Source organism: Bacillus cereus group sp. RP29 (assembly GCF_040459765.1).
Lineage (GTDB): Bacteria > Bacillota > Bacilli > Bacillales > Bacillaceae_G > Bacillus_A > Bacillus_A paranthracis.
This window is the reverse complement of sequence record NZ_JARVHN010000001.1, coordinates 857,475-881,532: the sequence shown is the minus strand read 5'-3', so window position 1 is coordinate 881,532 and position 24,058 is coordinate 857,475. Positions and strand designations below refer to the sequence as shown.

Genomic DNA, 24,058 nt, shown 5'->3' with positions numbered 1-24,058 from the left:
GCCGGATTCCCGTCTAAGTCTACTCTTGAATACAAGATTCAATTTCGGTTAGCAACTCCAAGGTGTTCTTCACATATACCGCCTCATCAGGCTCTCACCGTCCCTGACTCGCTTTGGATTATAGTATATACTACTTTTCCTTATCATCGTCTTTCATTTTGTTAAACTAAAATTAATGTACTACATTCGAGAGAAAGATGCAAGATGTCGGAAAATATATTAGCGATTTTTGTAATATATCGATCGTAACTCCAAATATATCAGCGATTTTTATAATATATCGATCGTAACTCCAAATATATCGGCGATTTTTGTAATATATCGACCGTAACTCCAAATATATCGGCGATTTTTGTAATATATCGACTTACCGACATTTTCCGACAACCAATCCACTAAAAAAATTGCCGGAATAGATCCGGCAATTTCTTATTATTTACGTAACTCCGCACCAAATTTCTCTTCTACCGCTGTTAACACGCGGTTATGTGCTTCTGTTACTTCTTCGTCTGTTAACGTACGCTCTGCATCGAAGTAGTTCATAGAGAATGCAAGTGATTTCTTGCCTTCTTCCATTTTTTCACCTTCGTATAAGTCAAATAGTGTTACGTCTTTCAGAAGTTCTCCACCAGCTTCAGCAATAACTTGCTTCATTTCGCCAGCTTTTGTTTCTTTCGTTACGACAACAGCCATGTCACGTGTCATAGATGGGAAACGTGGAATTGCTGAGTAGTAAGTTTCTTCAGCGTCTGCACCGAATACTTTTACAAGAGATAGTTCGAATACGAATGTATTTTTCACATCTAATTGTTTTTCTGCTTCTGGGTGCAATTGACCGATGAAACCAATTACTTCGCCTTCTAATACGATGTCAGCTGTACGACCTGGGTGCATACCTTCACGTTTTGCTGGTGCATATGTGATTTGGTTTGAAACGCCAAGTACGTCAAATAGACCTTCTAGTACACCTTTCACAACGAAGAAGTCTACTACTTTTTTCTCACCTTGCCATGCATGGTGAAGAGCAAGACCTGTCATAACACCCGCAAGATGTTGTTCTTCTTTCGGAAGTTCTCCTTCTTCTGTCGGTAAGAAGATAGAACCTACTTCGTATAAAGCAACGCTATCGTTTTTACGAGCGACATTGTATGAAACTGCTTCTAACAATTGTGGCACTAAGCTTAAACGAAGTTGGCTGCGTTCTTCACTCATTGGAAGTGCAAGAGCTACAGGCGCTTTTTCGTTTGGCTCCACCATATATTGTTTCGCTTTGTCAGCGCTTGTTAATGAATACGTAATTGCTTCATATAAACCAGCACCTTCTAAGAAGCGACGTACTTTACGACGTTTCGTTTGCGCTGCTGTTAATTTACCACGAGTCATTGTTCCAGAAGGTAATGTAACTGGAATGTGGTCATAACCGTATAGACGGCCCACTTCTTCTACTAAGTCTTCTGAAATTGTAATATCAGGACGACGTGCTGGTACATTCACGTGGAATGTTCCTTCTACTTCTGTGAATGGGAATTTCAAGTTTGTGAATATTGTACCCATTTCACTCGCAGAAATATTTGTGCCTAATACTCGGTTTACTTTTTCAGCAGTAACAGATACTGTACGCTCTTGTACTTGTAAGTTGTCAGCTTCTACGACACCTTCAAGTGCTTCACCACCAGCGTATTTCGCCATTAACGCAGCTGCATGTTGAATTGCTTCAAATGTACGCGTTGGGTCGATTCCTTTTTCAAAACGTGCACTTGATTCACTGCGAAGACCTAAGTCTTTTGATGTACGACGTACTGTTTGACCTGCAAAGTATGCAGACTCAATTAGAACGTTTACTGTCTCATTTGTAACTTCTGAATCCGCTCCGCCCATTACACCAGCAACAGCTAACGCTTTTGTGCCGTTTGTAATAACAAGGTGGTGGCTTTGTAACGTACGTTCTTGATCATCTAACGTTTCAATTTTTTCGCCTTCTTTTGCAAGACGAACAACGATTTCTTTTGAACCTAATTTATCGTAATCGAATGCATGTAACGGTTGACCGTATTCCATTAGAATGTAGTTTGTAATATCAACTACGTTGCTAATCGGACGAATGCCAGCTGCCATAAGGCGAGTTTGCATCCACATTGGTGATGGACCAATTTTTACGTTCTTCACCATTTTTGCAATGTATAATGGATTTTCTTCTTTCGCTTCTACACTTACAGAAATGTAATCGGCAGTTTTCTCTGCTGTTTCTTGTAAGTCGATAGCTGGAAGTTTTACTTCACGGCCGTAAATAGCAGCTACTTCATATGCAACACCTAACATGTTTAAGCAATCTGCACGGTTTGGTGTTAAACCAAGCTCAAGTACTTCATCATGTAAGTTTAAAATTTCAAGTGCATCTGCACCAACTTCAGCGTCACTTGGGAAGATGAAGATACCATCTGCGTATTCTTTTGAAACTAACTTTCCATCAATGCCAAGCTCTTGAAGAGCACAAACCATACCGTGAGAAGCTTCACCACGTAGTTTTGCTTTTTTAATTTTGAAATTACCAGGAAGTACAGCGCCAACTTTTGCAACTGGTACTTTTAAACCTTTTGCAATGTTAGCAGCACCACAAATAATTTGAACTGGTTCTTCTTCGCCGATGTCAATTAAGCATTTGCTTAACTTATCAGCTTCTGGGTGTTTTTCACATTCTAATACGTGACCAACTACAACACCTTTTACACCTTTATTTAATACTTCAACACCTTCTACTTCAATACCACTTTTCGTGATTTTGTCTGCTAGTTCTTGTGCCGTTACATCTTTAATATCTACATACTCTTGTAACCAACGATATGATACGAACATACTTATCCTCTCCTTCCCTTACGCTCGTTTGAATTGTTGTAAGAAACGTACATCATTTGTATAGAAATGACGAATGTCATCTACGCCGTATTTCAACATTGCGATACGCTCTGCGCCCATACCGAATGCGAAACCTTGATATTCTTTTGAATCATAACCAGCCATTTCAAGTACGTTCGGGTGAACCATACCTGCGCCTAAAATTTCAATCCAACCAGTTCCTTTACAAGTGCCGCAACCTTTGCCATGACACATCATACAAGAAATGTCCATCTCTACAGATGGCTCTGTGAATGGGAAGAAACTTGGACGAAGACGGATTTCACGATCTTCACCGAACATCTTTTTCACGAATACTTGCAGTGTACCTTTTAAGTCACTCATACGAATATTTTTATCAATTACAAGACCTTCAATTTGCATGAACTGGTGTGAATGCGTCGCATCATCGTCATCACGGCGATACACTTTACCAGGACAAATAATTTTAATTGGGCCTTTTTCTTTATTATTTTCCATCGTACGTGCTTGCACAGAAGATGTATGTGTACGTAGTAACGTTTCTTCTGTAATGTAGAATGTATCTTGCATATCACGCGCTGGGTGATCTTTCGGTAAGTTTAATGCTTCGAAGTTGTAGTAGTCTTTTTCTACTTCTGTTCCTTCCGCTACTTCATAACCCATACCGATGAATACATCTTCAATTTGTTCAACAACAGCTGTTAACGGATGGTGACAACCTGTTTCAACAGGACGACCTGGCAATGTAACATCAATTGTTTCAGTTGCTAATTTCGCTTCAATTACTGCTTTTTCTAAGTTGCTGATTTTGTCGTCTAGACGCGTTTGAATCGCTTCACGTACTTCATTTACTAATGCTCCCATACGTGGACGCTCTTCTGCTGATAATTTTCCCATGCCGCGTAATACTTCTGTAATTGGACCTTTTTTTCCTAAATACGCTACGCGTACGTCGTTTAAGCCTTTTAGCTCTTTCGCTTCTTCAATAAGCTCTAACGCTTTTTGCTTTAGCTCTTTTAAACGTGCTTCCATTTGGAACCCTCCTAATTTTAAAAATAAAAAAACCTCGCTCCCAAAAAGGGACGAGGTAAATTCGCGGTACCACCCTAAATTGACAGAACATGTCTGCCCACTCATTAGTTATAACGATCAATTCTGACCGGAACGCCTTTACATATACATGGTCCTGGCGTCAACTCCAGAGGTGAATTCACTTCCGTCTACCATAAGAATGCTTTCAGTCTACGGCATTCTCTCCCTATATGGCGATTTTGTAAGCTACTCTTCTCTATCAACGTTTTTCGTTATTTAACTTTTAATATAATGTACTTCAACTTATTATAAGAAGTTTTTTATTTGTTCGCAACCGGGCTTTGCAAATAATACGTTAAAATCCCTGCTGCAACTGCAACATTTAATGATTCTGCCCCGCCGTAAATCGGAATATACAAGTTTCGATCCGTTTTTGCAAGAATTTCTTGGCGTACGCCGTTTCCTTCATTTCCTACAATTAATGCAAAGCTACCAGCTGGTGTTACTTCCCCGTACGGAACTCCATTTTCAAGAGCTGTTCCATATACAGGAACGTTATTTTCTTTTAGCTTGTCTACCCATTCTTCTAAGTTCCCTTTTACAATTGGTAAGTGAAAAATAGAACCTTGTGTAGAACGGAGTACTTTACTATTATAAACATCAACACAACCTTCTCCAAGCACAACGGCATGAATACCAGCTGCATCAGCTGTACGAATAATTGTCCCTAAGTTACCTGGGTCTTGCAGGCCATCTAATAAAAGAAACTTCCCATCAGCAAGAGCTACTTCCTTCTCATGCTTTTCACAAACAGCAAATACACCTTGCGTCGTTTCTGTTTCACGAAGTACTTTTACGATTGCTTCCGGTACGATATACATTTCTACATCATTAACTGTCCAATCTTTCGGAAGGTCTGTCTGATCTGAAACGATAAGTTCTGTTACAACTCCTGCTTTTAAAGCTTCCTCCACTAAATGGAATCCTTCTACAAAAAATAAACCTTTTTTATCGCGCTCTTTCTTCGTTTGCAGCTTTTTCCACTGCTTCACACGCGGATTTTGTACTGAATCAATGTTTTTCATAATATGTATTTCCCTCTCTTCTTGTCTTATCATTATAGCCTATTTTTCATACATATTTACATAAAAAAGAACAAAAACTAACGTCAGTTTCAATTCTGAAGAAGAGGTGAAAACAATGAGTTTTAATTTACGCGGTGCTGTATTAGCAAATGTATCTGGTAATACACAAGATCAATTACAAGAAACAATTGTCGATGCAATTCAAAGCGGTGAAGAGAAAATGCTTCCAGGTCTTGGTGTCTTATTTGAAGTCATTTGGAAAAACGCTGATGAAAATGAAAAGCATGAAATGTTAGAAACACTAGAGCAAGGATTAAAAAAATAAGCAATTTAAAAATCACCTTTGCATAAGCTAAGGTGATTTTTTTCTTCTCCTAAACATTTCTACTTTACTAACGCTACTCGATGGAGTACAATGTTCAAAATACATTTAAACCGATCGATTTTTCTTCATATACACCATTAGATAAAAGGAGTGAATGTTTTATGCACCGTATTACGCTTGAACAAATTTTTAAACACCACATTACACAAAAATACGTAAATCGTTCTGGGATGGTCCACGCGATCGCTGTCGCTTACCATGCGTTTCACTTAGCTAAAAAGCATCACGCCTCAGTCGATGCTGCGACAAAAGCCGGTTTCCTTCATGATATCGGACATCATACGTGGTACACAGGCGGCGAATGGGACTATGATTTATATAAAAAGAATGATATACACGCAATTAAAGGAGCAGAAAGAGCTCATAAATTGCTTATTAGATTAGGAGAACACCCTAAACTAGCAAAAGAAATTTCTATCGCAATTCTTCTTCATACAGATTCTTTCTTAGTACAGCAAGAAATCGAAAGAACATCTCTGCAAAACATTATTAAATGGGCAGACGAAGCAGATGAAGAACCAGGCGGAGCGCATCATTATCGAACAATTTCTTATGAAAAAGCACTAAAAGCAATTCAACAGTTAGACCGATTGGTAGAGCGTGAATTACAAATAGAGCAATCGAAATCAAACAACAAAACAGAACATAGTTATCAATGAGAAAGAGGCATCACTATAGGGTGATACCTCTTTTATTATTTTATGGAAAATACACCTTTATATGTAATATTTAAATATTACACCCGAAAACAATATGCTTTATAATTAAATATACAAATATAAAGAGGTGATTTTACAAATGCAACCCGCTACACAACTTTCTAATGAACAGAAATACTCTATGTCATGGTTACAATTTATTAGCTCCGTTTTATTCGCTTTTTTCGGAACCGGACTTATTACTGTGTTCCTCGCAATGCCATTAACAATTTATACAGCTGGTCTCACAAATAAAAAACAAATTGCCCTGTACGAATCTATTGCCAATACCGCAAGTACCGTATTACAACTAGCCGTACTGTTATTCTTCATTTTTAAATTCGAACCCGCAAAAAAATTACTACTAAAATCTTTTAACTTTAAAGCACTGAAAGAATGGCGCACATACGTATATTTACTTCTTTTCTTCGTTATAAACATCGTACTCAATTACATACTGTTAAATTATGTGTTCCAAAATGCAACGAAGCAGCAATCTTCCGCACTAAGCTTAGACGTCTTTAAGCAATATCAAATATTATTGCTTCTCAGCTTCGCCATACTCACACCCATTTTTGAAGAACTTATTTTCCGTGGTTTTATACTTCGCTTCTTCTCAGAACGCTTTCCATTTTGGATCGCAGCCATCGTAACAAGTTTCTTCTTCGGTATCGCTCATACATACTCACTTGGGGTTATGGTAATTACTTTCTTCATGGGATTATTAATGGCTATTTTATGTAAAAAAACAAAATCCATTATTCCAGCTATGTTATTTCATATTATGAATAATATGTTGGCGTTCTTGAGTTAAAAAGAGGTATCATCGCGATACCTCTTTTATTAATTCGTATGACCACTACTCATTTCTATCAAATTATACATATTCATTAATAATATCCAAAATAAACCTCATGTAGTAAAATATAACTGATTACACAGAAGGAGATTATATATGTTGAGCTTACTTTGGGTTATTTATATGCCACTTCTTGTTTTATGCGGATTTTTTGGTGGTATTTTTTTAATTGTTACTAGCGTGAAACACCGTAAATTATTTGTCGGTTTAATGGGGCTACTTAGCTTTTCCTTTGTCACACTACCTTTTGTTTTTTGGGGCATGGGAATGGAGGGCAATACAATCCTTCCTATTTCAACTACTTTATATTGGATACTGTTTTCTTTAACTGGATTATTAGCTGGAGTAAGTGGATTACAAGCAAAAATTAAAAGTATCCGTAATATGGGATTCATTATTTTTATCGCTGGTATATTAGGGGTTATCTTCTGGTTACTCATGACTGTGGGTGATTCATACTATATATAATATTTTTTGAAACTCACAAATCGGAGGTAGTACAGAAGTGTTCGGAATATTAACTTGGATGATTTTAGCTCTTACTTTGATGTTATGCCAATTCATCGTCGGTATTTTTTTAATTATTGGTGGCATGAAACATCGGAAATCACTTACCACTATAGCTGGTTTCATTAGCATATTCCTTATCGTTGTTCCTATCATTTGTATAGGTTCTGGAATAGATTTAGAGGGGATGGTTCCAATTTCGGGAACTTTATATTGGTGCTTCTTCTCTTTAGCTGGACTATTAGCTATTATAAGCGGAAGACAAATATCGAGTATTCGTTCTATGGGGACGATTTTGTTTATAGCAGGGCTTTGCTCCGTAACTGGTTATCATCTTTTATATGTAACTGCATAAAAAGCACAAAAAAGCAGGGAAATTAATTCCCTGCTTTTCTATTTGGTTTATTGCCTGATGGTAAGAAGAACGATAACACCCAAGCAATCCCTGCGAGTATCGTTGCAATTAAGAAGGCATCGTTAATACCGTTAATTGCAGATAACTTTGAAATTTGTCCGAATAATAGTTGCGTGCTCATCGCATCTCCTGCTTGTGCTGATCCAGCAATCGCTGCTAAGCTTTGCCCCATGCCGTGTACTTTATCAACTAAAATTGGGTTTGACGTTGTTAACATATTTCCATAATCTGCTACGTGCGCAGTCGTTTGTTGCGTCATAAGCGTGATTAATATCGCTGTTCCAATTGAACCAGCTACTTGCCTTGACGTATTTTGCGTTGCTGTACCGTGAGAAATTAATTTCATCGGTAGCGCGTTCATACCAGCTGTCATAATTGGCATCATAATGAATGACATACCAATTGAGCGTATAATATAATCCGTCATAATAACGCTATACGGTGTATCCATCGATAATTTTGTAAATTCATATGTCGCATACGTCGTAATTGCCAATCCAATTATCGCTAATGGACGAATGCCATATTTATCGAATAATTTACCCGCTACTGGTCCCATGATCCCCATAATTAATGATCCTGGAAGAAGTAGTAAACCAGATTCAATTGGCGTAAAGCCACGAATGTTTTGCAGATATACCGGAAGTAATAACATACCTCCGAATAATGCCATCGTAACGATTGCGTTAATTACTAAAGTGAAAGTAAATACTGGATATTTAAATACTTGTAAATCAAGCATTTTATTGTCCGTTGTTAACTCTCTCCAAATAAATAACGCTAAACCAATTACACCGATAATAAGTGAAATAACAACTTCTGCACTAGTCCAACTATTATTTCCAGCTTCACTAAATCCGTACAATAAGCTTCCTAGTCCAATACTTGAACTAACAACACCAAATATATCTAATTTTGTTTTAGACACTGGCTGCGCTAGTGTAAAGAATTTTAAAGATAGGAACGTAATAATTAAACCGATAATAAACATCGCATAGAACATTAAGTTCCAGCTGTAATTTTCAATTACCCAACCTGTTACAGTTGGTCCGATAGCTGGTGCTAAAATCATTGCTACACCTAGTAATCCCATTGCAGCTCCGCGCTTATGAGGCGGGAATAATGTCATGAAGATATTCATACCAACCGGCATTAAAATACCCGCACCAACCGCTTGAATAACGCGGCCCGTCATCATCATTGTAAAGTTTCCTGAAGTAGCACAAATGATAGATCCTACCGTAAAGAATAACATTGCTGCTACGAATAATTTACGATACGTAAATCGTGAAACTAAAAAGGCACTAATCGGTACTAAAATACCATTTACAAGCATGAAGCCTGTAATTAACCATTGTGCTGTTGAAGTTGATACGTTAAATTCATTCATTAACGGAGGCAATGCAACGTTAATGATTGTTTGGTTTAAAATAGAAACGAACATGCCGAGAATTAATACAGCTACCACTGCTTTTACGTTCACATTCTCTACAGGCATAGACATTTGTTTTTTCGGCACTTCTTTTTCTTGTTTTACTTCTTCTTGCTTTCCTGTTTCCAACTCAACTACATTAGAAATTTCCGGTTCTTGCTTTCGTTCAATGTCTTTCTCTTCTGTTTCAACTTTACTTACTTCTATTTTACTTACGGCTGGGACTTGTTCTTCTCCCATTTTCGTTTTTTTCTTTCGTAAAAGACGATTTACAAGGAAGAAGACGATTATACAAAATAGTGCATATCCTGCAATTACAATTGAGGACATCTCATCTCCCCCTTACTTATGAATACGAACTGTCACATTCATGCCAGGAACAATATTTACTGATTTGCTATGATCTAAAGAAATTTTAACTGGTACTACTTGTGTTACTTTCGTATAGTTCGCTGTTGCGTTGCTTGATGGTAACATAGAGAATGTGTTCGCTGTTGTTAAGCCAACTTGTTCTACTTTTCCTGTTAACGTTGTATCTGGGTATGCATCTACATACACATCTACATCTTGACCTTTTTGAACATCATCAACATCTGTTTCTTCAATATTTGCTGTTACCCATAAATTGTTCATATCAAATGCATAAGCGATTGGGCTACCTGCTCCAACGAAAGCATTTGTTGTTGCGTTTGATTGTACAACTGTTGCATTTTGTGGAATTGTTACATCTACTGTTTGTTCTCCATTCGCTGCCGCTACAGTGACAGCACCTAATTTATCATTCTCGTTGTAGTTCTTACCTACTTCAGCTTTCCAGTCAGTTAATTTCCCTGCTACTGGTGATGCAATCGGAATTACCTTTCCATCAATTTTTGCATTGTCTGTTTTTAAGTAATTTTCCGCTTGATTGTAATAGTAATAACCGCCAATACCGCCACCAACTAGTACAATTAATGTGATAATGTTGATAATCACCATTCTTCGAAACTGATTCATTGCATTCCTCTCCTTATATCGCATATAATTTTTTTCTAGACTATTTACGTCCTTATTGTTTAGATTGTTTAATTGTTAATTATATTAACTTTTAAACAAAAAAATCACACCATCTGCGGTGTAAATCGAAATTTATCTACCTGCAAGCGGTGCTGATTTCTGAAGGACTATCGTTTATAATTATAAATAATTATTTCAAATCTACAACCGACAATTTACGTATGAAATGTCGCTTAAACAACAATATAATACCAATATGTTGTTTAAATACAGAAAATTAAACGAGGGGAAATAAAAATGTCTATTAAAAATACAAATGATCCACGTGTAAAACGGACGAGACAACTCATACAGGATGCTTTTGTCGCTTTAGTAGGCGAAAAAGGGTTTGAAAATGTAACTGTTCAACATATTGCAGAACGTGCTCCTGTAAATCGCGCTACGTTTTATAGCCATTACCACGATAAATATGACTTACTAGACAAAAGCATTGAAGAAATGTTAGAGAAGCTAACAGAAGTTATTAAACCGAAAAATAGAAATAAAGAAGATTTTCAACTTACATTTGATTCACCACATCCAAATTTCTTGTCTTTATTTGAACATATCGCAGAAAATGCGAACTTCTATAACGTCATGCTTGGTGATAAAGCTGCCGGAAACTTTACGTATAAAATGATGAAAGCCATTCAAACACATTTAACATTAAGCCTCTCTATTGCACAGCCTAACGATGAAAAACTAATGGTTCCACGTGACATTCTCCTTAGTTATGTTACTGGTGCCCATCTCGGCATGATTATGTCATGGCTAAAAAAAGGGATGATATATACCCCGCATTTTATGGCCATGCAATTAACTCGTTTAATCATTTTAGGGGCTCATACTGCCGCAGGATTAGAACGACCTTTTTAAAACACAAAAAAGCGAAGGAGAGGCTCCTTCGCTTTTTCTATTAATTAAATGTAATGTTATGTACAGCCTCTTTATCAAGACGTTTAATAACTTCTACAATTAACTTCACTGCATTTTCATAATCATCACGGTGTAACATTGCCGCATGAGAATGAATGTAACGGGTTGCAATCGTAATTGCCATAGACGGAATACCATTTACAGCAATATGAATTGCACCTGCATCCGTTCCACCGCCCGCTACTGAATCATATTGGTATGGAATTTGTAATTCATCAGCAACATCAACTACAAAGTCACGTAAACCTGTATGACCAATAACAGAAGCATCATATAAAATGATCTGTGGTCCATCACCCATTTTACTTTGCGCTTCTTTTGACGTTACACCCGGTGTGTCACCAGCAATACCAACATCTACCGCGAACGCGATATCTGGTTTAATATAGTTTGCAGATGTTTTTGCACCACGAAGACCGACTTCTTCTTGTACAGTCCCTACACCATATACAACGTTTGGATGCTTTTCATCTTTTAATTGTTTTAATACGTCAATTGCAATTGCACAACCAATTCGGTTATCCCATGCTTTTGCAAGTAACATTTTTTCGTTCTTCATCACTTGGAATTCAAAGTAAGGTACAACTTGATCTCCTGGTCGTACGCCCCACTCCATTGCTTCTTCTTGGCTAGAAGCACCAATATCGATGAACATGTCTTTAATTTCAACTGGCTTTTTACGCGCTTCTGGAGGTAAGATATGCGGTGGTTTTGAACCGATAACACCTGTTACATCTCCTTTACGCGTTACAATTGTTACGCGCTGTGCAAGCATAACTTGTGACCACCAGCCACCAACTGTTTGGAAACGAAGGAAACCTTTGTCATCAATTTGCGTAATCATAAAGCCAACTTCATCTAAATGACCTGCAACCATAATTTTCGGGCCGTTTTCTTCCCCTACTTTTTTCGCAACTAAACTTCCTAAATTATCAGTAGAAAGTTCGTCCGCAAACGGCTCAATATATTTCTTCATTACTTCGCGTGGTTCACGCTCGTTACCCGCAATACCACGTGCATCTGTTAATTCTTTTAGCATTGTCAATGTCTCGTCTAATTTTGTCATTGCCAACACCCTCCTTTTTCTTCAGTCACTTCATTATACAAAAGGAAATTGAAATATTCAAAAATTAACTTAGTATCCTTGTGTTTGACGCTGATGATTTACTTCGTTTTTATCTAAATATGCCTTTTCAATCTCTTCTTGTTCAAACTCAAGTGCTTGTCCAAGTCGAAGGTAGCTTGTAAATAATTCAATATAGTTCGTAATAGATGGTTGATCTGTAAAACGAATCACCTTCGCATACGTGTCTAAGAAAATTTCTACTTGTGTTTTATTCGTCTGTGCACACTTATAGAATAAGAAGTTTTTATCAATACCTAAATCAATTCCGATTGATAAAATAAAATGTAAGCCATCTACGTATTCTTCTAGTATGACTTCACGTTCTGATGCTGGTTTGTTGCTCCAATATTTAAAACAACGTGTTTCATTTGCAAGTTCTCCAATTTCTACAAGAAGAGCTAACATTTTCTCTTTTAACAATTTTTTCGGTTGTAAGTCATGTTCTTTCGCAATACGGTCATCTAATTCTTTTTGTAATTTAAATAGTTGTAGTAAGTCCACTCTATTGTCCTCCTCCAACATCGCATTTTACGCAACAATGTTGTTTCATCTCAAAGTTCATTATTATTTTTCGTTTCTTATTAATAAGTCAGCCATTTACCTCTTTACACAAAATAGCTTGTCCTTAATTTACAAATACGTTTCAATCATCACGATTAGATTGTTCACTCCGATTGGTGATAGTTAATAATTATCCAGGAATTGCCCACTATTAAAAATATTATTTTATCTGATGAAAGTTCCATATCATCTTTCCATTATAGCAGTGTCGTTTCAGGTAGGAAAGATACTCTTCTTTCCAGAGGATGATAATTAAAAGAAGCCAGGAGGATTCTCCTGACTTCATATGCATATTCTTCTATATTGCTATAACTTTTATATTGATTTTGTCATATCGATAACGACACACTTCTCTTTGCATACAAATAAAAAAACCTTAGAAGAAAAATCTTCTAAGGTTTCAACTAATTAATTAGTTAATGTTGTTTTTTGCAACTGTTGCTAATTCAGCGAAAGCTTTTTCGTCATGAACAGCTAAGTCAGCAAGCATCTTGCGGTTAACTTCGATGCCAGCATTTTTAAGACCGTGCATTAAGCGGCTGTAAGAAAGACCATTCATACGAGCTGCTGCGTTGATACGTGTAATCCATAATTTACGGAAGTCACGTTTCTTTTGACGGCGGTCACGGAATGCATACATTAGAGATTTCATAACCTGTTGGTTAGCAACCTTGAATAATGTATTTTTTGAACCGTAGTAACCTTTTGCTAATTTAATTACTTTTTTACGACGTTGACGAGTAACTGTACCACCTTTTACTCTTGGCATAATATTACCTCCTAATTGTTCTATATATCAGCCGAACTTATTTTAAGTTGTCAAGCATTTGACGAATGCGTTTGAAGTCACCAGCGCTTACTACACCAGCTTTACGTAGTTTACGTTTAGCTTTTGTAGATTTGTTAGCGAATAAATGGCTTGTGTAAGCGTGAGAACGTTTCAGTTTACCTGATCCAGTCTTTTTGAAACGCTTTGCAGCGCCGCGATGAGTTTTTTGTTTAGGCATAGGTATTTCCTCCTCTATCTATTACTTATCGTTTTTCGGTGCTAAAACTAAGAACATACTGCGTCCTTCCATTTTAGGCTTAGATTCGATTGTACTAACTTCAGCACAAGCTTCTGAGAAGCGATCTAAAACACGTTGACCGATTTCTTTATGAGTAATGGCACGTCCTTTAAAGCGAATTGACGCTTTAACCTTGTCGCCTTTCTCTAAAAACTTGATAGCATTACGAAGTTTTGTGTTAAAGTCGTGTTCATCAATTGTTGGACTTAAACGAACTTCTTTCATGCTAATTACTTTTTGATTTTTGCGCTGTTCTTTTTCTTTCTTCTGTTGCTCAAAGCGGAATTTACCGTAGTCCATAATGCGGCATACTGGCGGTTTCGCATTTGGAGCAACTAATACTAAATCAAGATTAAGATTTGCAGCTAAGTCTAAAGCGTCATTACGAGACTTGATTCCAAGTTGATCGCCATTTGCACCAACTAAACGTACTTCACGTGCACGAATTTGCTCGTTAATCATCATATCCTTGCTAATAGTAAGCCACCTCCAAGGTTTTCTCAGAACATAGTTTGTAGTCATAGAACCCGACAAAAAAAGTGCGGGCATACGACACCCACACTTGTAAAATCTTAAGTAAGAAATACATTTACCTGTAAACTGCGAATGCGTCCATCAGGTGAGAAGCGGGTGCTTCTACTTGTTCCACAAAACAATATTCTATTATCCTTGATGAGTTTATCATAGGACATGACGTCTGTCAAGAAGACGCGATGTGTTTTACTAACAACAAGAAATATTGTAACAAACAACTAACATACTTGCAATACTTTTTTACGATAAGTGTTACATGGTTTTTTTTTCTAATTTCCCTTACTCATATTACATAGAAAAGCCGCGGTATACCGCGGCTTTTTCTTATCGTTTTCCTTCTACTTTAATCATATCAACAAAAGCATCTAATGGGATTGTTTCTGATTTTTGTTCACCGTATTTACGTACGTTTACGCCGTTTTCAGTTACTTCATTGTCACCTACTACAAGCATGTACGGAATTTTTTGCATTTGTGCTTCACGGATTTTGTAACCAATTTTCTCTTCACGAGTATCTAATTCAACACGGATACCAGCACGGCGTAATTCGTCTTGTACTTTCTTCGCATAGTCTAAATGTACTTGCGGAGAAACTGGAATTACTTGTACTTGAACTGGAGCTAACCAAGTTGGGAATGCACCTTTGTATTCTTCAATTAAGAAGGCTACGAAACGTTCCATAGTAGATACAACACCACGGTGAATTACAACTGGACGGTGTTGTTTACCGTCTTCACCAACGTAAGATAGTTCAAAGCGTTCTGGAAGTAAGAAGTCTAATTGTACAGTTGAAAGTGTTTCGTCTTTTCCAAGAGCAGTACGAACTTGAACGTCAAGTTTTGGACCGTAGAATGCCGCTTCACCTTCAGCTTCATAGTAATCAAGACCCATTTCATCCATAGCTTCTTTTAACATACCTTGTGCTTTTTCCCACATCTCATCATCAGCATAGTACTTTTTAGTATCTGCTGGGTCGCGATAAGATAGACGGAATGAGTAGTTCTCTAAACCGAAATCTTTGTACACTTCTAGAGTTAAGTTTACAACACGTTTTAATTCTTCTTTAATTTGATCTGGGCGTACGAAAATGTGCGCATCGTTTAAAGTCATTCCGCGTACACGTTGTAATCCAGATAACGCACCTGACATTTCGTAGCGGTGCATTGTTCCAAGTTCCGCAATACGGATTGGTAATTCACGGTAGCTGTGAATATCGTTTTTATAAACCATCATGTGGTGAGGGCAGTTCATCGGACGAAGAACTAACTCTTCATTATCCATTTCCATTGATGGGAACATACCATCACGGTAGTGGTTCCAGTGACCAGAAGTTTCATAAAGCTCTCTGCTTCCTAGTACTGGAGTGTATACGTGATCATAGCCTAAGCTTGCTTCTTTATCAACGATGTAACGCTCGATAATGCGGCGGATTGTTGCACCCTTTGGTAACCAAAGTGGTAAACCTTGTCCTACTTTTTGGCTATTAGTAAATAGTTTTAATTCTTTACCTAATTTACGGTGATCGCGCTCTTTCGCTTCTTCAAGCATACGTAAATGCTCATCTAATTCTGCTTTCTTAACGAATGCAGTACCGTAAATACGTTGTAACATTTTATTATTGCTATCGCCGCGCCAGTAAGCACCCGCAACGCTTAATAATTTAAATACTTTAATTTTCCCTGTAGATGGAAGGTGGACACCACGGCAAAGGTCGAAGAATTCGCCTTGCTCATAGATTGAAATAACTGCATCTTCTGGAAGATCGTTAATTAAATCTAATTTTAACTCATCGCCGATTTCTTCAAAACGACGAATTGCTTCTGCACGTGGTACTTCATGACGAACGATTTCTAAGTTCTCGTTCACAATTTTTTGCATTTCTTTTTCGATTTTCTTGAAGTCTTCAACTGTAATTGCTTCTTCCATATCAATATCGTAGTAGAAGCCATTTTCAATTACTGGACCAATGCCAAGCTCAACCTTAACATCTTTATATAAACGTTTTAACGCTTGCGCTAAAAGGTGAGCTGTTGAGTGGCGTAAAATATATAAGCCATCTTCAGAATCTAATGTAATGATAGAAACTGCACCATCTTCTTCGATTGGTGTAACAAGATCAATCATCTCATCATTTAATTTTCCAGCCACAGCTTTTTTCTTTAAGCCTGGGCTAATAGAAGCTGCGATTTCTTCAGTTGTTACGCCTTTTGGAAACTCCTTCACAGCTCCATCAGGGAAAGTAATTTTAACTACATCTGCCATCACTGGTCACTCCTCTTTTTCTCAAAATAAAAAACACTCATCCCGTAAAAAGGGACGAGTGTTGAATTCGTGGTTCCACCCTTGTTCCAATTAACATAATTGTTAATTGCTCAAGTTCAACATAACGGTGTTGTCCGTTAGCAATTACTAGAAAAACCGTTCACTGCTAAAGTTTAGAGGTGGTAAGTAATAATCCCGTACTAGGAAGCTCACACCCTAAGGCTTCCCTCTCTGAAAATCGTAGAAAACTACTCATGTCCTCATCATGACATTTCAATATATTTCATTTATGTAGGTAATTATATGCTCAAAAACTTAGAAAATCAAGGGCGTTACCTTTATTTTTTAAATTTTTCACATTGCGCTCAAACTCATGTAATCCATGTAATTGTACCCGTTCTTGAAATACATTTCGCAAAGTAATAATCATATTATGGTCTTGTTCTTTCGTATACAAATAAATTTTTTTCGGCGAAATAGAAAGAAGTGGTGCAATTACTTTCGTATCAATATATACATCCTTTTGTTTTAATAAGTCTTCATCTATATATTGAACCAATTTCTCTTGTTTTAAACGTCTACCTTTATCATCATAGAAAATAAAACTTTCATCAAAAATAAGATGTACACATGACAAACGTGATTTCCGGCTACGGACTTGTTGCCGGAGCGTCTCAATAAACATTTGATATTCTTGTTCTAACTTATACTCATCAATTGCCACTTCAGCAAGCTTAGCTACCATTTCCCTATATGTACGAAGACGAAAACGAACATATGATGAAAACGAGAATGAAAGCGGATCACAAAGCCAGTTATTTAAAGAGGATTTAATATATGATTCAAATGTGTGACGTGTTAATTCACGAGCAATTCCTTTTCTTCTTCCTTTTAAAATCTCTTGTGCCATATGCAATATTTGATGGCATTCTTCCTCTTCTTCATAAAAAAACTTCTCTTTTAAGATTGTATATATCCACTCATTTTGTTTCACATTCACAATGAAATATACCATTACTGGCAATAAAATCTTTTCAATATAATTTGATTCACATACTGGTATGTGAATCACCACTTTTTGTTCCTGTAAATACACACTCGTTTCCTTATATAACAGTTCCGCTCTTTTCAATAGTTGTCTATATACGTGCATAGCATCATTTTTTTCTTCGAAGCAAATTTCAATCACTTTTGTCCCCCCTTTTATCCCTGCTCTAAAGGACTGTATCTATACGTTACAAATCCTATAAGAGTCCGTCCCGCGTGAAAGTTCACTCTTAGTAGAATTACATTTCTTATCGTTAGAAAATCCACTCGATATGGCTTGCTAATTTTATATATATTAAGGGAGAGAGAAAAAAATGATACAAGCTACTAGGAATTTTCAATAAGAACTTTTCATTTTATCATTCGGCTACTTTAAAAAGCGTTTAACTACAAAAGAAGAGCAAGCTTCTCAGCTTGCTCTTTACTTATGACGACGGTTTTTCCCGCCAATCGGTATTGGTTTCGCCAAATATTTAATTCGCTCCATAATACGAGCTGCTTTCATTTCTTCCGCTTCACCGCGCTGCGTATATGTTAAATGATGTTCTAGTTGTTTAAAATCAAAGTTAGACGTAAAGAACGTCGGTAAGTTTTCTAACATACGGAATTGCAAAATTGCACCGAGTACATCATCACGCACAAAGCTTGACATCGCTTCTGCTCCAATATCATCTAACATTAAAACTTGTACGCGTTTCACCGCATCAATCTTTTCCCCAATCGAATTATCTTGAATTGAACTTTTAATTTCACGTAAAAATTCAGGGAAATATACGAGCATTGAACTTATTTTCTTTCGAGCAAGCTCATTCGCAATTGCTCCTAATAAATACGTTTTCCCTACACCAAATTTACCGTACAAATATAAACCTTGTACTTTTTTACCAGGTTCATATGTACTTAAAAATTCATTAGCTGCACCAATTGCATCAATACGCGCATCTAAATCTGAAGGGTCTAAGTTTTCCATCGTTGCTTGTAAAATATCAGTTGGCATATATACACTTTGAACGAGCTTTTCATATTTCTTCCTCTCGTCATATGCTACTTTTCTAACGCAACGATCATATTGAATATCAATCATCTTCCCTTGGATAACGAGTTTTGGCTCATATCCTTGCAGCATGTTTTTACACGAACCTAGATCCGGACAATCCGCGCAACCTACACTTTGTCCAATATATTCGTATAATTTCACAAGACTGCGTTCAATCATAGACGTTGTTACTTCCCCTTTATGTTCGTCTATAAATTCTTTCACACGCGGATGTGCCATTACTTCCGCCTTTAATACTTCATATCTATTTTTAAAATTTTCATTTTCCATTAACTTTGCAAATGAATTTTGAATATGCTCCATTTTCTCACCTCAAAGAGCGTTCATTCTCTTCTATTAATCACGCTTATATTTTTTTAACACTTCTTCTAATCGTTTTCGTTCGTCCTCTAACGTACTTGCACCTTTTTCAGCACTTACATCTTTTTTCACAGTTTCTTTCTCTTGTTCTTTCGGCTCTTCTTTCAGCCAATCTGGTACCATTTCTTTTCGTACCGTTTTCTTCGACGTACGGCCTTTCTTCTTCGTCTCAGCCCATTCTTGATATTGACGGTTTTCTTCTTTCGCTAACGCCATTGCTTCAGCTACTGTGCCGACCTTTTTACGTGCCCAATGTCCAGCAATCTTCTCCACATACGTTTTCGCAAGTTTCATATCTGAGCGTAGCATAACGTAATAAATAAGTACATTCACAACACCTGGCGTTAATTTTTGATTGATCATTACATCTTCAACGATTTGCAAGTCAGCCTTCGTTGCCTCTGCACCGCCAGAGATTTCTTTCAATAGTTGTTTTGGTGAGATTTCCTCTAACTGTTTGATTAACATCTCTTCTTGCGTAGAAGGCTCTTTTTCTTTCATCATACGTGCAGCGTGAGGCTGTACTCTTTCACTTAATACAGGTAACGCTTGTCCGTTTTCGAACTGATACCAATCACGCGCTCCTTTTCTAAGCCTTTCGATATCAATTGTCTGCAGCTCTGTCACCGCACCAAGAACGATATTTTGCATCGATAACACATCTACATCATACACGTAAGCAAGTGTAATGACACATTCTCGCACTTGATCTGTAATCGCCTTTTTAGGAACAAGAGCGGACAAGCCATCTACAAATAAGGAGAAATCAAAGAAATCATTCCAAACTTTTGGAGCGTCTCCCTTTTCATTACTTGGCATAGCTGTCGTTTTTGGAATACGAAGGTCTTCTTGCGCATGCTCAAGCTGCCCTGGATTAAACGAACCAAACACATCATTAAAAGAACGCGTAACATTTTCATAAGATGCAAAATCAAATTCTTCTTCTAAGAAATAATGCTTTACTTGATTATATTTTGTCCGACTCAATCGATTGTATAAAAAGATACTTAAAACAATATCATCAAAAAACTGCTTCGGAGATAAAGGTGGTTGCAGCTCATATATAAACATTCGAATATCTTTTTCTTTCTTAATATATACTTTCAAAAGTCCAATTGCCTCTAACTTTACTCGTTCCTCATATACTTCGGGAAGTTGCATTTGCATGGTCACCATAAGGGAATGATGCGTATTCTCTTTTCCAAATACACGATCTTGTTCTAACTCTCCCCATAGCGTCATGTACAAGCTAAAAGCTCTACTACCTATTAACGGCTGATATAACATCGTTAACACTTTTCGGTCGTAATTATGCAATAATCCTTTCGCACTTACTTTATAACGATCAATCGGCAATAGCTCCATCCATGACTGTTTTTCCATTCTTGCTTTCCTTTCTCTCATCCAATCTTCACTATATAATTTATTAGCGAAAAAGAGCTATTAGCTTTCGCTTCTAGCTCTCTTATCTCATTACTTACGGTATGTAAAGAGAATACGATACAGATTCTACTCTCTTTCTTTTTGCAGTATATCTTTTAATTCTTCAATAAATACATTTAAATCTTTAAATTGGCGATATACAGAAGCAAAACGCACGTAAGCAACATCATCGATATCACGTAGTTCTTCCATAACAATTTCACCAATCATATCACTTTTCACTTCTGATATACCTAAATTACGAAGTTCACGTTCCACACTTTGAGTCACTTCTTCTAATTGTCTTAAAGATACTGGTCTTTTTTCACACGCTTTAATTAAGCCACGTAAAATCTTTTCTTTATTAAACTCTTCTCGTGTTCCTTCTTTTTTTACAACGATAAGAGGTGACTCTTCCACTCTTTCAAATGTCGTAAAGCGGCTTAAACAGCTTTCACACTCTCTCCTTCTTCGAATAGAGCGCCCCTCGTCTACCGGACGCGAATCTAACACTCTTGTACCATTATGAGAACAGGATGGACAACGCAATATATTCACTCCTTTACACTATACTCTTTATTTTTTCTCTACTTACTTCATCTGACAATATATATACATTATTATATAACTCATTTTAACTCTCTTACCACTTTAAGTTTAAGCGCATTATTATCTCGTTTAAAAAAATACGATGATAGATGCGTTGTTAACTTATTCGTAAGAGCTCCATTTATTCAACTAACGAGTACATTATATTTTCCCTTTTTTATAAACTAAAAAAGAGGTGCATTATACACCTCTTTACATTTTAAATCAATTATGTTCTTTTTTAAAGAGCTTTTGTTTCTCTCTGCTTAATTTCGAAGCTACCAGTGCCTCGAGGAAGCTCGATGCTCTCACGCGTTTTCGCGTTTAAACCTTCTGCAATATATTCTGCAGCAACATTTGGATCAATACGATCCCCACAAGTATAAACATCAATACTTGCGTAACCGTGCTCCGGAAAGCTATGAATTGTTAAATGTGATTCCGAGATAATTACTACTCCACTTACACCTTGTGGTGCAAATTTATGGAAAGCAACCTCACGCACTTCAGCACCAGCTCTTAGTGCTGCATCCACAAATAATTGTTCAATATACGGCATGTCATTAAGCTTGTCGAAATCGCAATCCCAAAGTTCAGCGATCACGTGACGACCCATCGTATCCATAGTATCCATTCTACAGTTCCCCCTTGTAAATTTATTCTAACTGTTCGAATTGAAAACTAATTTGCAATTTGGCTTGCTCCACTACCACGGGGGAAAGTTAGTCCAGAGAGGTCCTAACCCTTTAAGTAGTGACTACGTACCTCAGCTCTTAAGTTTACGAGTGTTAGTATACTTTGTTTATTTTCATTTTGCAACAACAGTTTTTTCGATTTTCTGTCATATTTTCCTCTTTACTTTTCCCTAAAAAAAATAAATGATTCACAAATACAGTAACCCCAACGTTTCGTGGTATGTCCACTTTCAAAAATATACTCCTATAATTTTTTTCCTTTTCAGAAAAAAATAAAAAAAAGAGGGCAAATCTTCCACTTGCCCTCTCCCTTATTCACTTAAATATGTTGCACATTTTCTTGCTTCGCTAATTCGTCAACAACTAACGTTACAAGATCTACAACACGACGAGAGTAGCCCCACTCGTTATCATACCAAGCCAGCACTTTCACTTTACGATCACCCATTACCATTGTAGATAAACCATCAATGATAGCTGAGTGTGTATTTGTATTAAAGTCAATAGATACTAAAGGCTCTTCGCTGAATTCTACAATGCCTTTTAACGCACCGTTTGCAACAGTTTTGAATGCATCGTTAATAGCTTCAACTGTCACATCACGTTTTACATCTACTACTAAGTCAACAAGAGACACGTTTGGTGTTGGTACACGAAGTGCCATACCGTGAAGTTTTCCATTTAAATGCGGAAGAACTTTTGCTAGCGCTTTCGCAGCACCTGTCGTTGTCGGAATAATTGATTGTCCGCAAGCACGTGCTCTTCTTAAATCTTTATGTGGGTTATCAATATTTTTTTGGTCATTTGTATAAGCGTGAACTGTCGTCATTAAACCGTTTTCAATTCCAAACTGCTCATCTAACACCTTCACAACAGGTGCTAAACAGTTTGTTGTACAAGATGCATTTGAAATAACAGTATGTTTTGTAATATCTAATTGGTCTTCGTTCACACCTACTACAATTGTTACATCTTCATTTTTACCAGGCGCTGTTAAAATAACTTTTTTCGCTCCAGCTTCAACGTGAAGAATTGCTTTTTCTTTTGAATTAAATTTACCAGTTGCTTCAATTACAACTTCAACACCTAAATCTGTCCAAGGCAATTCCTTTGGATCGCGGTTGTTTAAAAGGCGAATCATTTTCCCATCAACTAATAAGTGATCTTCAAATGCTTCTACTGTTCCGTCAAACTTGCCGTGAACTGTATCATATTTAATTAAATGTGCTAACGTTTCAGATGGATAGCTTGCATTGATTGCTACAATTTCGAATGCGCTTTCTTTTATTGCCTGACGAAATACCATTCTCCCAATACGTCCAAATCCATTAATTGCCACACGAGTCATAATATGTTATCCCCCTTGAATGCGTTATACTATTTATCTCCAATCCCAATAATAGTATAACACAAAAAGGGGATATGTCACTAAGCATTTTCATTAATTTCACAATTTTTTAGTCAATAATGTTCCATTTCTTTAAAATCCCCTGTAATTGTGTTTTCGTTCCCATAATTGTGCCATCATTATTTATCACTTCATCTGCATGTTTCACTTTTTCTTCTAACGGCATTTGAGATTGAATACGAGCTGTCGCTTCTTCTTCTGAAAAATTATTTCGCTTCATTAAACGTTCTAATTGCGTATGTGGCTTAACTGCTACAACTAAAACGCGGTCAACGAGACTTGTTAATTTACTTTCAAATAAGAGAGGAATATCTAACACAACCGCTTGCATACCTTCTTTTATGTACATTTCCTTTTGCCTATTCATTTCCTCACGCACTGCAGGATGAACAATTTTGTTTAACTGCAATCGTTTCTCTTCATTATAGAAAACGACACTTCCTAGTTTTGGACGATCTAGTTCTCCATCTTCTTGTAATACTTCTGTTCCAAACACTTCTACAATTTTGTTATATGCTGGCTTTCCTCGTTCTACAACTTCTCGCGCAATAATATCTGCATCAATAACTGGTATATTTAGCTCGCGAAACATTTGAGATACTGTACTTTTTCCGCTTGCAATACCTCCCGTTAATCCAATTACTACTGTCATCATATAATCCTCCTCATAATA

24 protein-coding genes and 4 other annotated features (1 of these 28 running past the window's edge) are annotated in these 24,058 nt (G+C 36.8%); of the genes, 6 read left to right on the top strand and 18 right to left on the bottom strand.

Annotated elements, in window-relative coordinates; genetic code table 11:
- Nucleotides 1–156 (bottom strand) — a binding site (T-box leader); it reaches 96 nt to the left of the window's first position.
- Between the two features lie 276 nt (nucleotides 157–432).
- From pheT to QCI47_RS04565, 3 genes are all read right to left on the bottom strand, one after another.
- Nucleotides 433–2,853 (bottom strand): phenylalanine--tRNA ligase subunit beta, encoded by a 2,421-nt coding sequence (pheT, locus tag QCI47_RS04575; protein ID WP_000498166.1) that lies wholly within the window; start codon nucleotides 2,851–2,853, stop codon nucleotides 433–435.
- An 18-nt stretch (nucleotides 2,854–2,871) separates the two neighbouring features.
- Nucleotides 2,872–3,906, bottom strand: coding sequence for a phenylalanine--tRNA ligase subunit alpha (gene pheS / locus QCI47_RS04570; protein WP_000388219.1), 1,035 nt, complete (start codon nucleotides 3,904–3,906; stop codon nucleotides 2,872–2,874).
- A gap of 43 nt (nucleotides 3,907–3,949) precedes the next feature.
- Nucleotides 3,950–4,178: a binding site (T-box leader), on the bottom strand.
- Between the two features lie 48 nt (nucleotides 4,179–4,226).
- The gene (locus QCI47_RS04565; protein ID WP_001993769.1) at nucleotides 4,227–5,024 is read right to left on the bottom strand and encodes a TrmH family RNA methyltransferase; all 798 of its coding nucleotides are present in this window, start codon (nucleotides 5,022–5,024) and stop codon (nucleotides 4,227–4,229) included.
- Between the two features lie 82 nt (nucleotides 5,025–5,106).
- Here QCI47_RS04565 and sspI point away from each other — a divergent pair, with 82 nt between their 5' ends.
- The 5 genes from sspI to QCI47_RS04540 all read left to right on the top strand — a co-directional run bounded on the left by sspI (nucleotide 5,107) and on the right by QCI47_RS04540 (nucleotide 7,795).
- The gene (gene sspI / locus QCI47_RS04560; RefSeq protein ID WP_000009513.1) at nucleotides 5,107–5,316 is read left to right on the top strand and encodes a small acid-soluble spore protein SspI; all 210 of its coding nucleotides are present in this window, start codon (nucleotides 5,107–5,109) and stop codon (nucleotides 5,314–5,316) included.
- Between the two features lie 161 nt (nucleotides 5,317–5,477).
- Nucleotides 5,478–6,035, top strand: a complete 558-nt coding sequence (locus QCI47_RS04555) for an HD domain-containing protein (RefSeq protein WP_000554792.1) — start codon at nucleotides 5,478–5,480, stop codon at nucleotides 6,033–6,035.
- A gap of 139 nt (nucleotides 6,036–6,174) precedes the next feature.
- Entirely contained in the window at nucleotides 6,175–6,888 is a 714-nt protein-coding gene (locus QCI47_RS04550) for a CPBP family intramembrane glutamic endopeptidase (RefSeq protein WP_001182127.1), read from the top strand.
- Nucleotides 6,889–7,029: 141 nt separating this feature from the next.
- Nucleotides 7,030–7,401 carry a hypothetical protein gene (locus QCI47_RS04545; RefSeq protein ID WP_000950045.1) on the top strand — a complete coding sequence of 124 codons (372 nt, stop codon included), beginning with the start codon at nucleotides 7,030–7,032 and terminating at the stop codon, nucleotides 7,399–7,401.
- A 37-nt stretch (nucleotides 7,402–7,438) separates the two neighbouring features.
- On the top strand, nucleotides 7,439–7,795 hold the full coding sequence (locus QCI47_RS04540; RefSeq protein WP_000467061.1) for a hypothetical protein: 357 nt from the start codon (nucleotides 7,439–7,441) through the stop codon (nucleotides 7,793–7,795).
- Nucleotides 7,796–7,817: 22 nt separating this feature from the next.
- Here the strand turns inward: QCI47_RS04540 and QCI47_RS04535 are convergent, their stop codons facing one another.
- Nucleotides 7,818–9,617: a DHA2 family efflux MFS transporter permease subunit gene (locus tag QCI47_RS04535; RefSeq protein WP_000095286.1), complete on the bottom strand. Its 1,800-nt coding sequence runs from the start codon at nucleotides 9,615–9,617 to the stop codon at nucleotides 7,818–7,820.
- 12 nt (nucleotides 9,618–9,629) lie between these two features.
- Nucleotides 9,630–10,283 (bottom strand): HlyD family secretion protein, encoded by a 654-nt coding sequence (locus tag QCI47_RS04530; protein ID WP_001071404.1) that lies wholly within the window; start codon nucleotides 10,281–10,283, stop codon nucleotides 9,630–9,632.
- A gap of 297 nt (nucleotides 10,284–10,580) precedes the next feature.
- Between QCI47_RS04530 and QCI47_RS04525 the strand changes: the two genes are divergently transcribed.
- On the top strand, nucleotides 10,581–11,198 hold the full coding sequence (locus QCI47_RS04525) for a TetR/AcrR family transcriptional regulator (RefSeq protein WP_000023670.1): 618 nt from the start codon (nucleotides 10,581–10,583) through the stop codon (nucleotides 11,196–11,198).
- Nucleotides 11,199–11,238: 40 nt separating this feature from the next.
- On the opposite strand, the gene QCI47_RS04520 is transcribed toward QCI47_RS04525, so the two are convergent.
- The 13 genes from QCI47_RS04520 to coaE all read right to left on the bottom strand — a co-directional run bounded on the left by QCI47_RS04520 (nucleotide 11,239) and on the right by coaE (nucleotide 24,037).
- Complete coding sequence (locus tag QCI47_RS04520; RefSeq protein WP_000163568.1) at nucleotides 11,239–12,324, bottom strand: M42 family metallopeptidase; 1,086 nt, start codon at nucleotides 12,322–12,324, stop codon at nucleotides 11,239–11,241.
- A gap of 69 nt (nucleotides 12,325–12,393) precedes the next feature.
- Entirely contained in the window at nucleotides 12,394–12,885 is a 492-nt protein-coding gene (locus tag QCI47_RS04515; RefSeq protein ID WP_000365050.1) for a dUTP diphosphatase, read from the bottom strand.
- Between the two features lie 472 nt (nucleotides 12,886–13,357).
- Entirely contained in the window at nucleotides 13,358–13,714 is a 357-nt protein-coding gene (gene rplT / locus QCI47_RS04510) for a 50S ribosomal protein L20 (protein WP_001138362.1), read from the bottom strand.
- Between the two features lie 37 nt (nucleotides 13,715–13,751).
- Entirely contained in the window at nucleotides 13,752–13,952 is a 201-nt protein-coding gene (gene rpmI / locus QCI47_RS04505; protein ID WP_001125945.1) for a 50S ribosomal protein L35, read from the bottom strand.
- Between the two features lie 21 nt (nucleotides 13,953–13,973).
- Nucleotides 13,974–14,477 carry a translation initiation factor IF-3 gene (gene infC / locus QCI47_RS04500; RefSeq protein ID WP_000973214.1) on the bottom strand — a complete coding sequence of 168 codons (504 nt, stop codon included), beginning with the start codon at nucleotides 14,475–14,477 and terminating at the stop codon, nucleotides 13,974–13,976.
- 62 nt (nucleotides 14,478–14,539) lie between these two features.
- Nucleotides 14,540–14,660: a sequence feature (ribosomal protein L20 leader region), on the bottom strand.
- Nucleotides 14,661–14,870: 210 nt separating this feature from the next.
- Nucleotides 14,871–16,808: a threonine--tRNA ligase gene (gene thrS, locus QCI47_RS04495; RefSeq protein ID WP_309422309.1), complete on the bottom strand. Its 1,938-nt coding sequence runs from the start codon at nucleotides 16,806–16,808 to the stop codon at nucleotides 14,871–14,873.
- A 47-nt stretch (nucleotides 16,809–16,855) separates the two neighbouring features.
- Nucleotides 16,856–17,084: a binding site (T-box leader), on the bottom strand.
- A 31-nt stretch (nucleotides 17,085–17,115) separates the two neighbouring features.
- On the bottom strand, nucleotides 17,116–17,997 hold the full coding sequence (ytxC, locus tag QCI47_RS04490) for a putative sporulation protein YtxC (protein WP_000569618.1): 882 nt from the start codon (nucleotides 17,995–17,997) through the stop codon (nucleotides 17,116–17,118).
- A 279-nt stretch (nucleotides 17,998–18,276) separates the two neighbouring features.
- The gene (gene dnaI, locus QCI47_RS04485) at nucleotides 18,277–19,215 is read right to left on the bottom strand and encodes a primosomal protein DnaI (RefSeq protein ID WP_000400101.1); all 939 of its coding nucleotides are present in this window, start codon (nucleotides 19,213–19,215) and stop codon (nucleotides 18,277–18,279) included.
- Nucleotides 19,216–19,248: 33 nt separating this feature from the next.
- A complete protein-coding gene (locus tag QCI47_RS04480) occupies nucleotides 19,249–20,655 on the bottom strand; it encodes a replication initiation and membrane attachment family protein (protein ID WP_000415041.1) in 1,407 nt (468 codons plus the stop codon).
- Nucleotides 20,656–20,781: 126 nt separating this feature from the next.
- The gene (gene nrdR, locus QCI47_RS04475; protein ID WP_001203687.1) at nucleotides 20,782–21,243 is read right to left on the bottom strand and encodes a transcriptional regulator NrdR; all 462 of its coding nucleotides are present in this window, start codon (nucleotides 21,241–21,243) and stop codon (nucleotides 20,782–20,784) included.
- A gap of 280 nt (nucleotides 21,244–21,523) precedes the next feature.
- Complete coding sequence (gene speD, locus QCI47_RS04470) at nucleotides 21,524–21,907, bottom strand: adenosylmethionine decarboxylase (protein WP_002003660.1); 384 nt, start codon at nucleotides 21,905–21,907, stop codon at nucleotides 21,524–21,526.
- A 389-nt stretch (nucleotides 21,908–22,296) separates the two neighbouring features.
- Nucleotides 22,297–23,325 (bottom strand): glyceraldehyde-3-phosphate dehydrogenase, encoded by a 1,029-nt coding sequence (locus tag QCI47_RS04465; RefSeq protein ID WP_000198972.1) that lies wholly within the window; start codon nucleotides 23,323–23,325, stop codon nucleotides 22,297–22,299.
- Between the two features lie 109 nt (nucleotides 23,326–23,434).
- Nucleotides 23,435–24,037: a dephospho-CoA kinase gene (gene coaE, locus QCI47_RS04460; protein WP_000219295.1), complete on the bottom strand. Its 603-nt coding sequence runs from the start codon at nucleotides 24,035–24,037 to the stop codon at nucleotides 23,435–23,437.
- Nucleotides 24,038–24,058 lie beyond the last annotated feature (21 nt).

Bases quoted from the DNA above. Each gene is read 5' to 3' on its own strand.
- QCI47_RS04465 (WP_000198972.1), bottom strand. From the start codon at position 23,325: ATGACTCGTGTGGCAATTAATGGATTTGGACGTATTGGGAGAATGGTA.
- QCI47_RS04530 (WP_001071404.1), bottom strand. From the start codon at position 10,283: ATGAATCAGTTTCGAAGAATGGTGATTATCAACATTATCACATTAATT.
- QCI47_RS04545 (WP_000950045.1), top strand. From the start codon at position 7,030: ATGTTGAGCTTACTTTGGGTTATTTATATGCCACTTCTTGTTTTATGC.
- QCI47_RS04520 (WP_000163568.1), bottom strand. From the start codon at position 12,324: ATGACAAAATTAGACGAGACATTGACAATGCTAAAAGAATTAACAGAT.
- rpmI (WP_001125945.1), bottom strand. From the start codon at position 13,952: ATGCCTAAACAAAAAACTCATCGCGGCGCTGCAAAGCGTTTCAAAAAG.
- QCI47_RS04535 (WP_000095286.1), bottom strand. From the start codon at position 9,617: ATGTCCTCAATTGTAATTGCAGGATATGCACTATTTTGTATAATCGTC.
- infC (WP_000973214.1), bottom strand. From the start codon at position 14,477: ATGATGATTAACGAGCAAATTCGTGCACGTGAAGTACGTTTAGTTGGT.
- QCI47_RS04525 (WP_000023670.1), top strand. From the start codon at position 10,581: ATGTCTATTAAAAATACAAATGATCCACGTGTAAAACGGACGAGACAA.
- QCI47_RS04555 (WP_000554792.1), top strand. From the start codon at position 5,478: ATGCACCGTATTACGCTTGAACAAATTTTTAAACACCACATTACACAA.
- thrS (WP_309422309.1), bottom strand. From the start codon at position 16,808: ATGGCAGATGTAGTTAAAATTACTTTCCCTGATGGAGCTGTGAAGGAG.
- speD (WP_002003660.1), bottom strand. From the start codon at position 21,907: ATGGATACGATGGGTCGTCACGTGATCGCTGAACTTTGGGATTGCGAT.
- QCI47_RS04565 (WP_001993769.1), bottom strand. From the start codon at position 5,024: ATGATAAGACAAGAAGAGAGGGAAATACATATTATGAAAAACATTGAT.
- pheT (WP_000498166.1), bottom strand. From the start codon at position 2,853: ATGTTCGTATCATATCGTTGGTTACAAGAGTATGTAGATATTAAAGAT.
- rplT (WP_001138362.1), bottom strand. From the start codon at position 13,714: ATGCCAAGAGTAAAAGGTGGTACAGTTACTCGTCAACGTCGTAAAAAA.
- pheS (WP_000388219.1), bottom strand. From the start codon at position 3,906: ATGGAAGCACGTTTAAAAGAGCTAAAGCAAAAAGCGTTAGAGCTTATT.
- QCI47_RS04480 (WP_000415041.1), bottom strand. From the start codon at position 20,655: ATGGAAAAACAGTCATGGATGGAGCTATTGCCGATTGATCGTTATAAA.
- coaE (WP_000219295.1), bottom strand. From the start codon at position 24,037: ATGACAGTAGTAATTGGATTAACGGGAGGTATTGCAAGCGGAAAAAGT.
- sspI (WP_000009513.1), top strand. From the start codon at position 5,107: ATGAGTTTTAATTTACGCGGTGCTGTATTAGCAAATGTATCTGGTAAT.
- dnaI (WP_000400101.1), bottom strand. From the start codon at position 19,215: ATGGAGCATATTCAAAATTCATTTGCAAAGTTAATGGAAAATGAAAAT.
- QCI47_RS04550 (WP_001182127.1), top strand. From the start codon at position 6,175: ATGCAACCCGCTACACAACTTTCTAATGAACAGAAATACTCTATGTCA.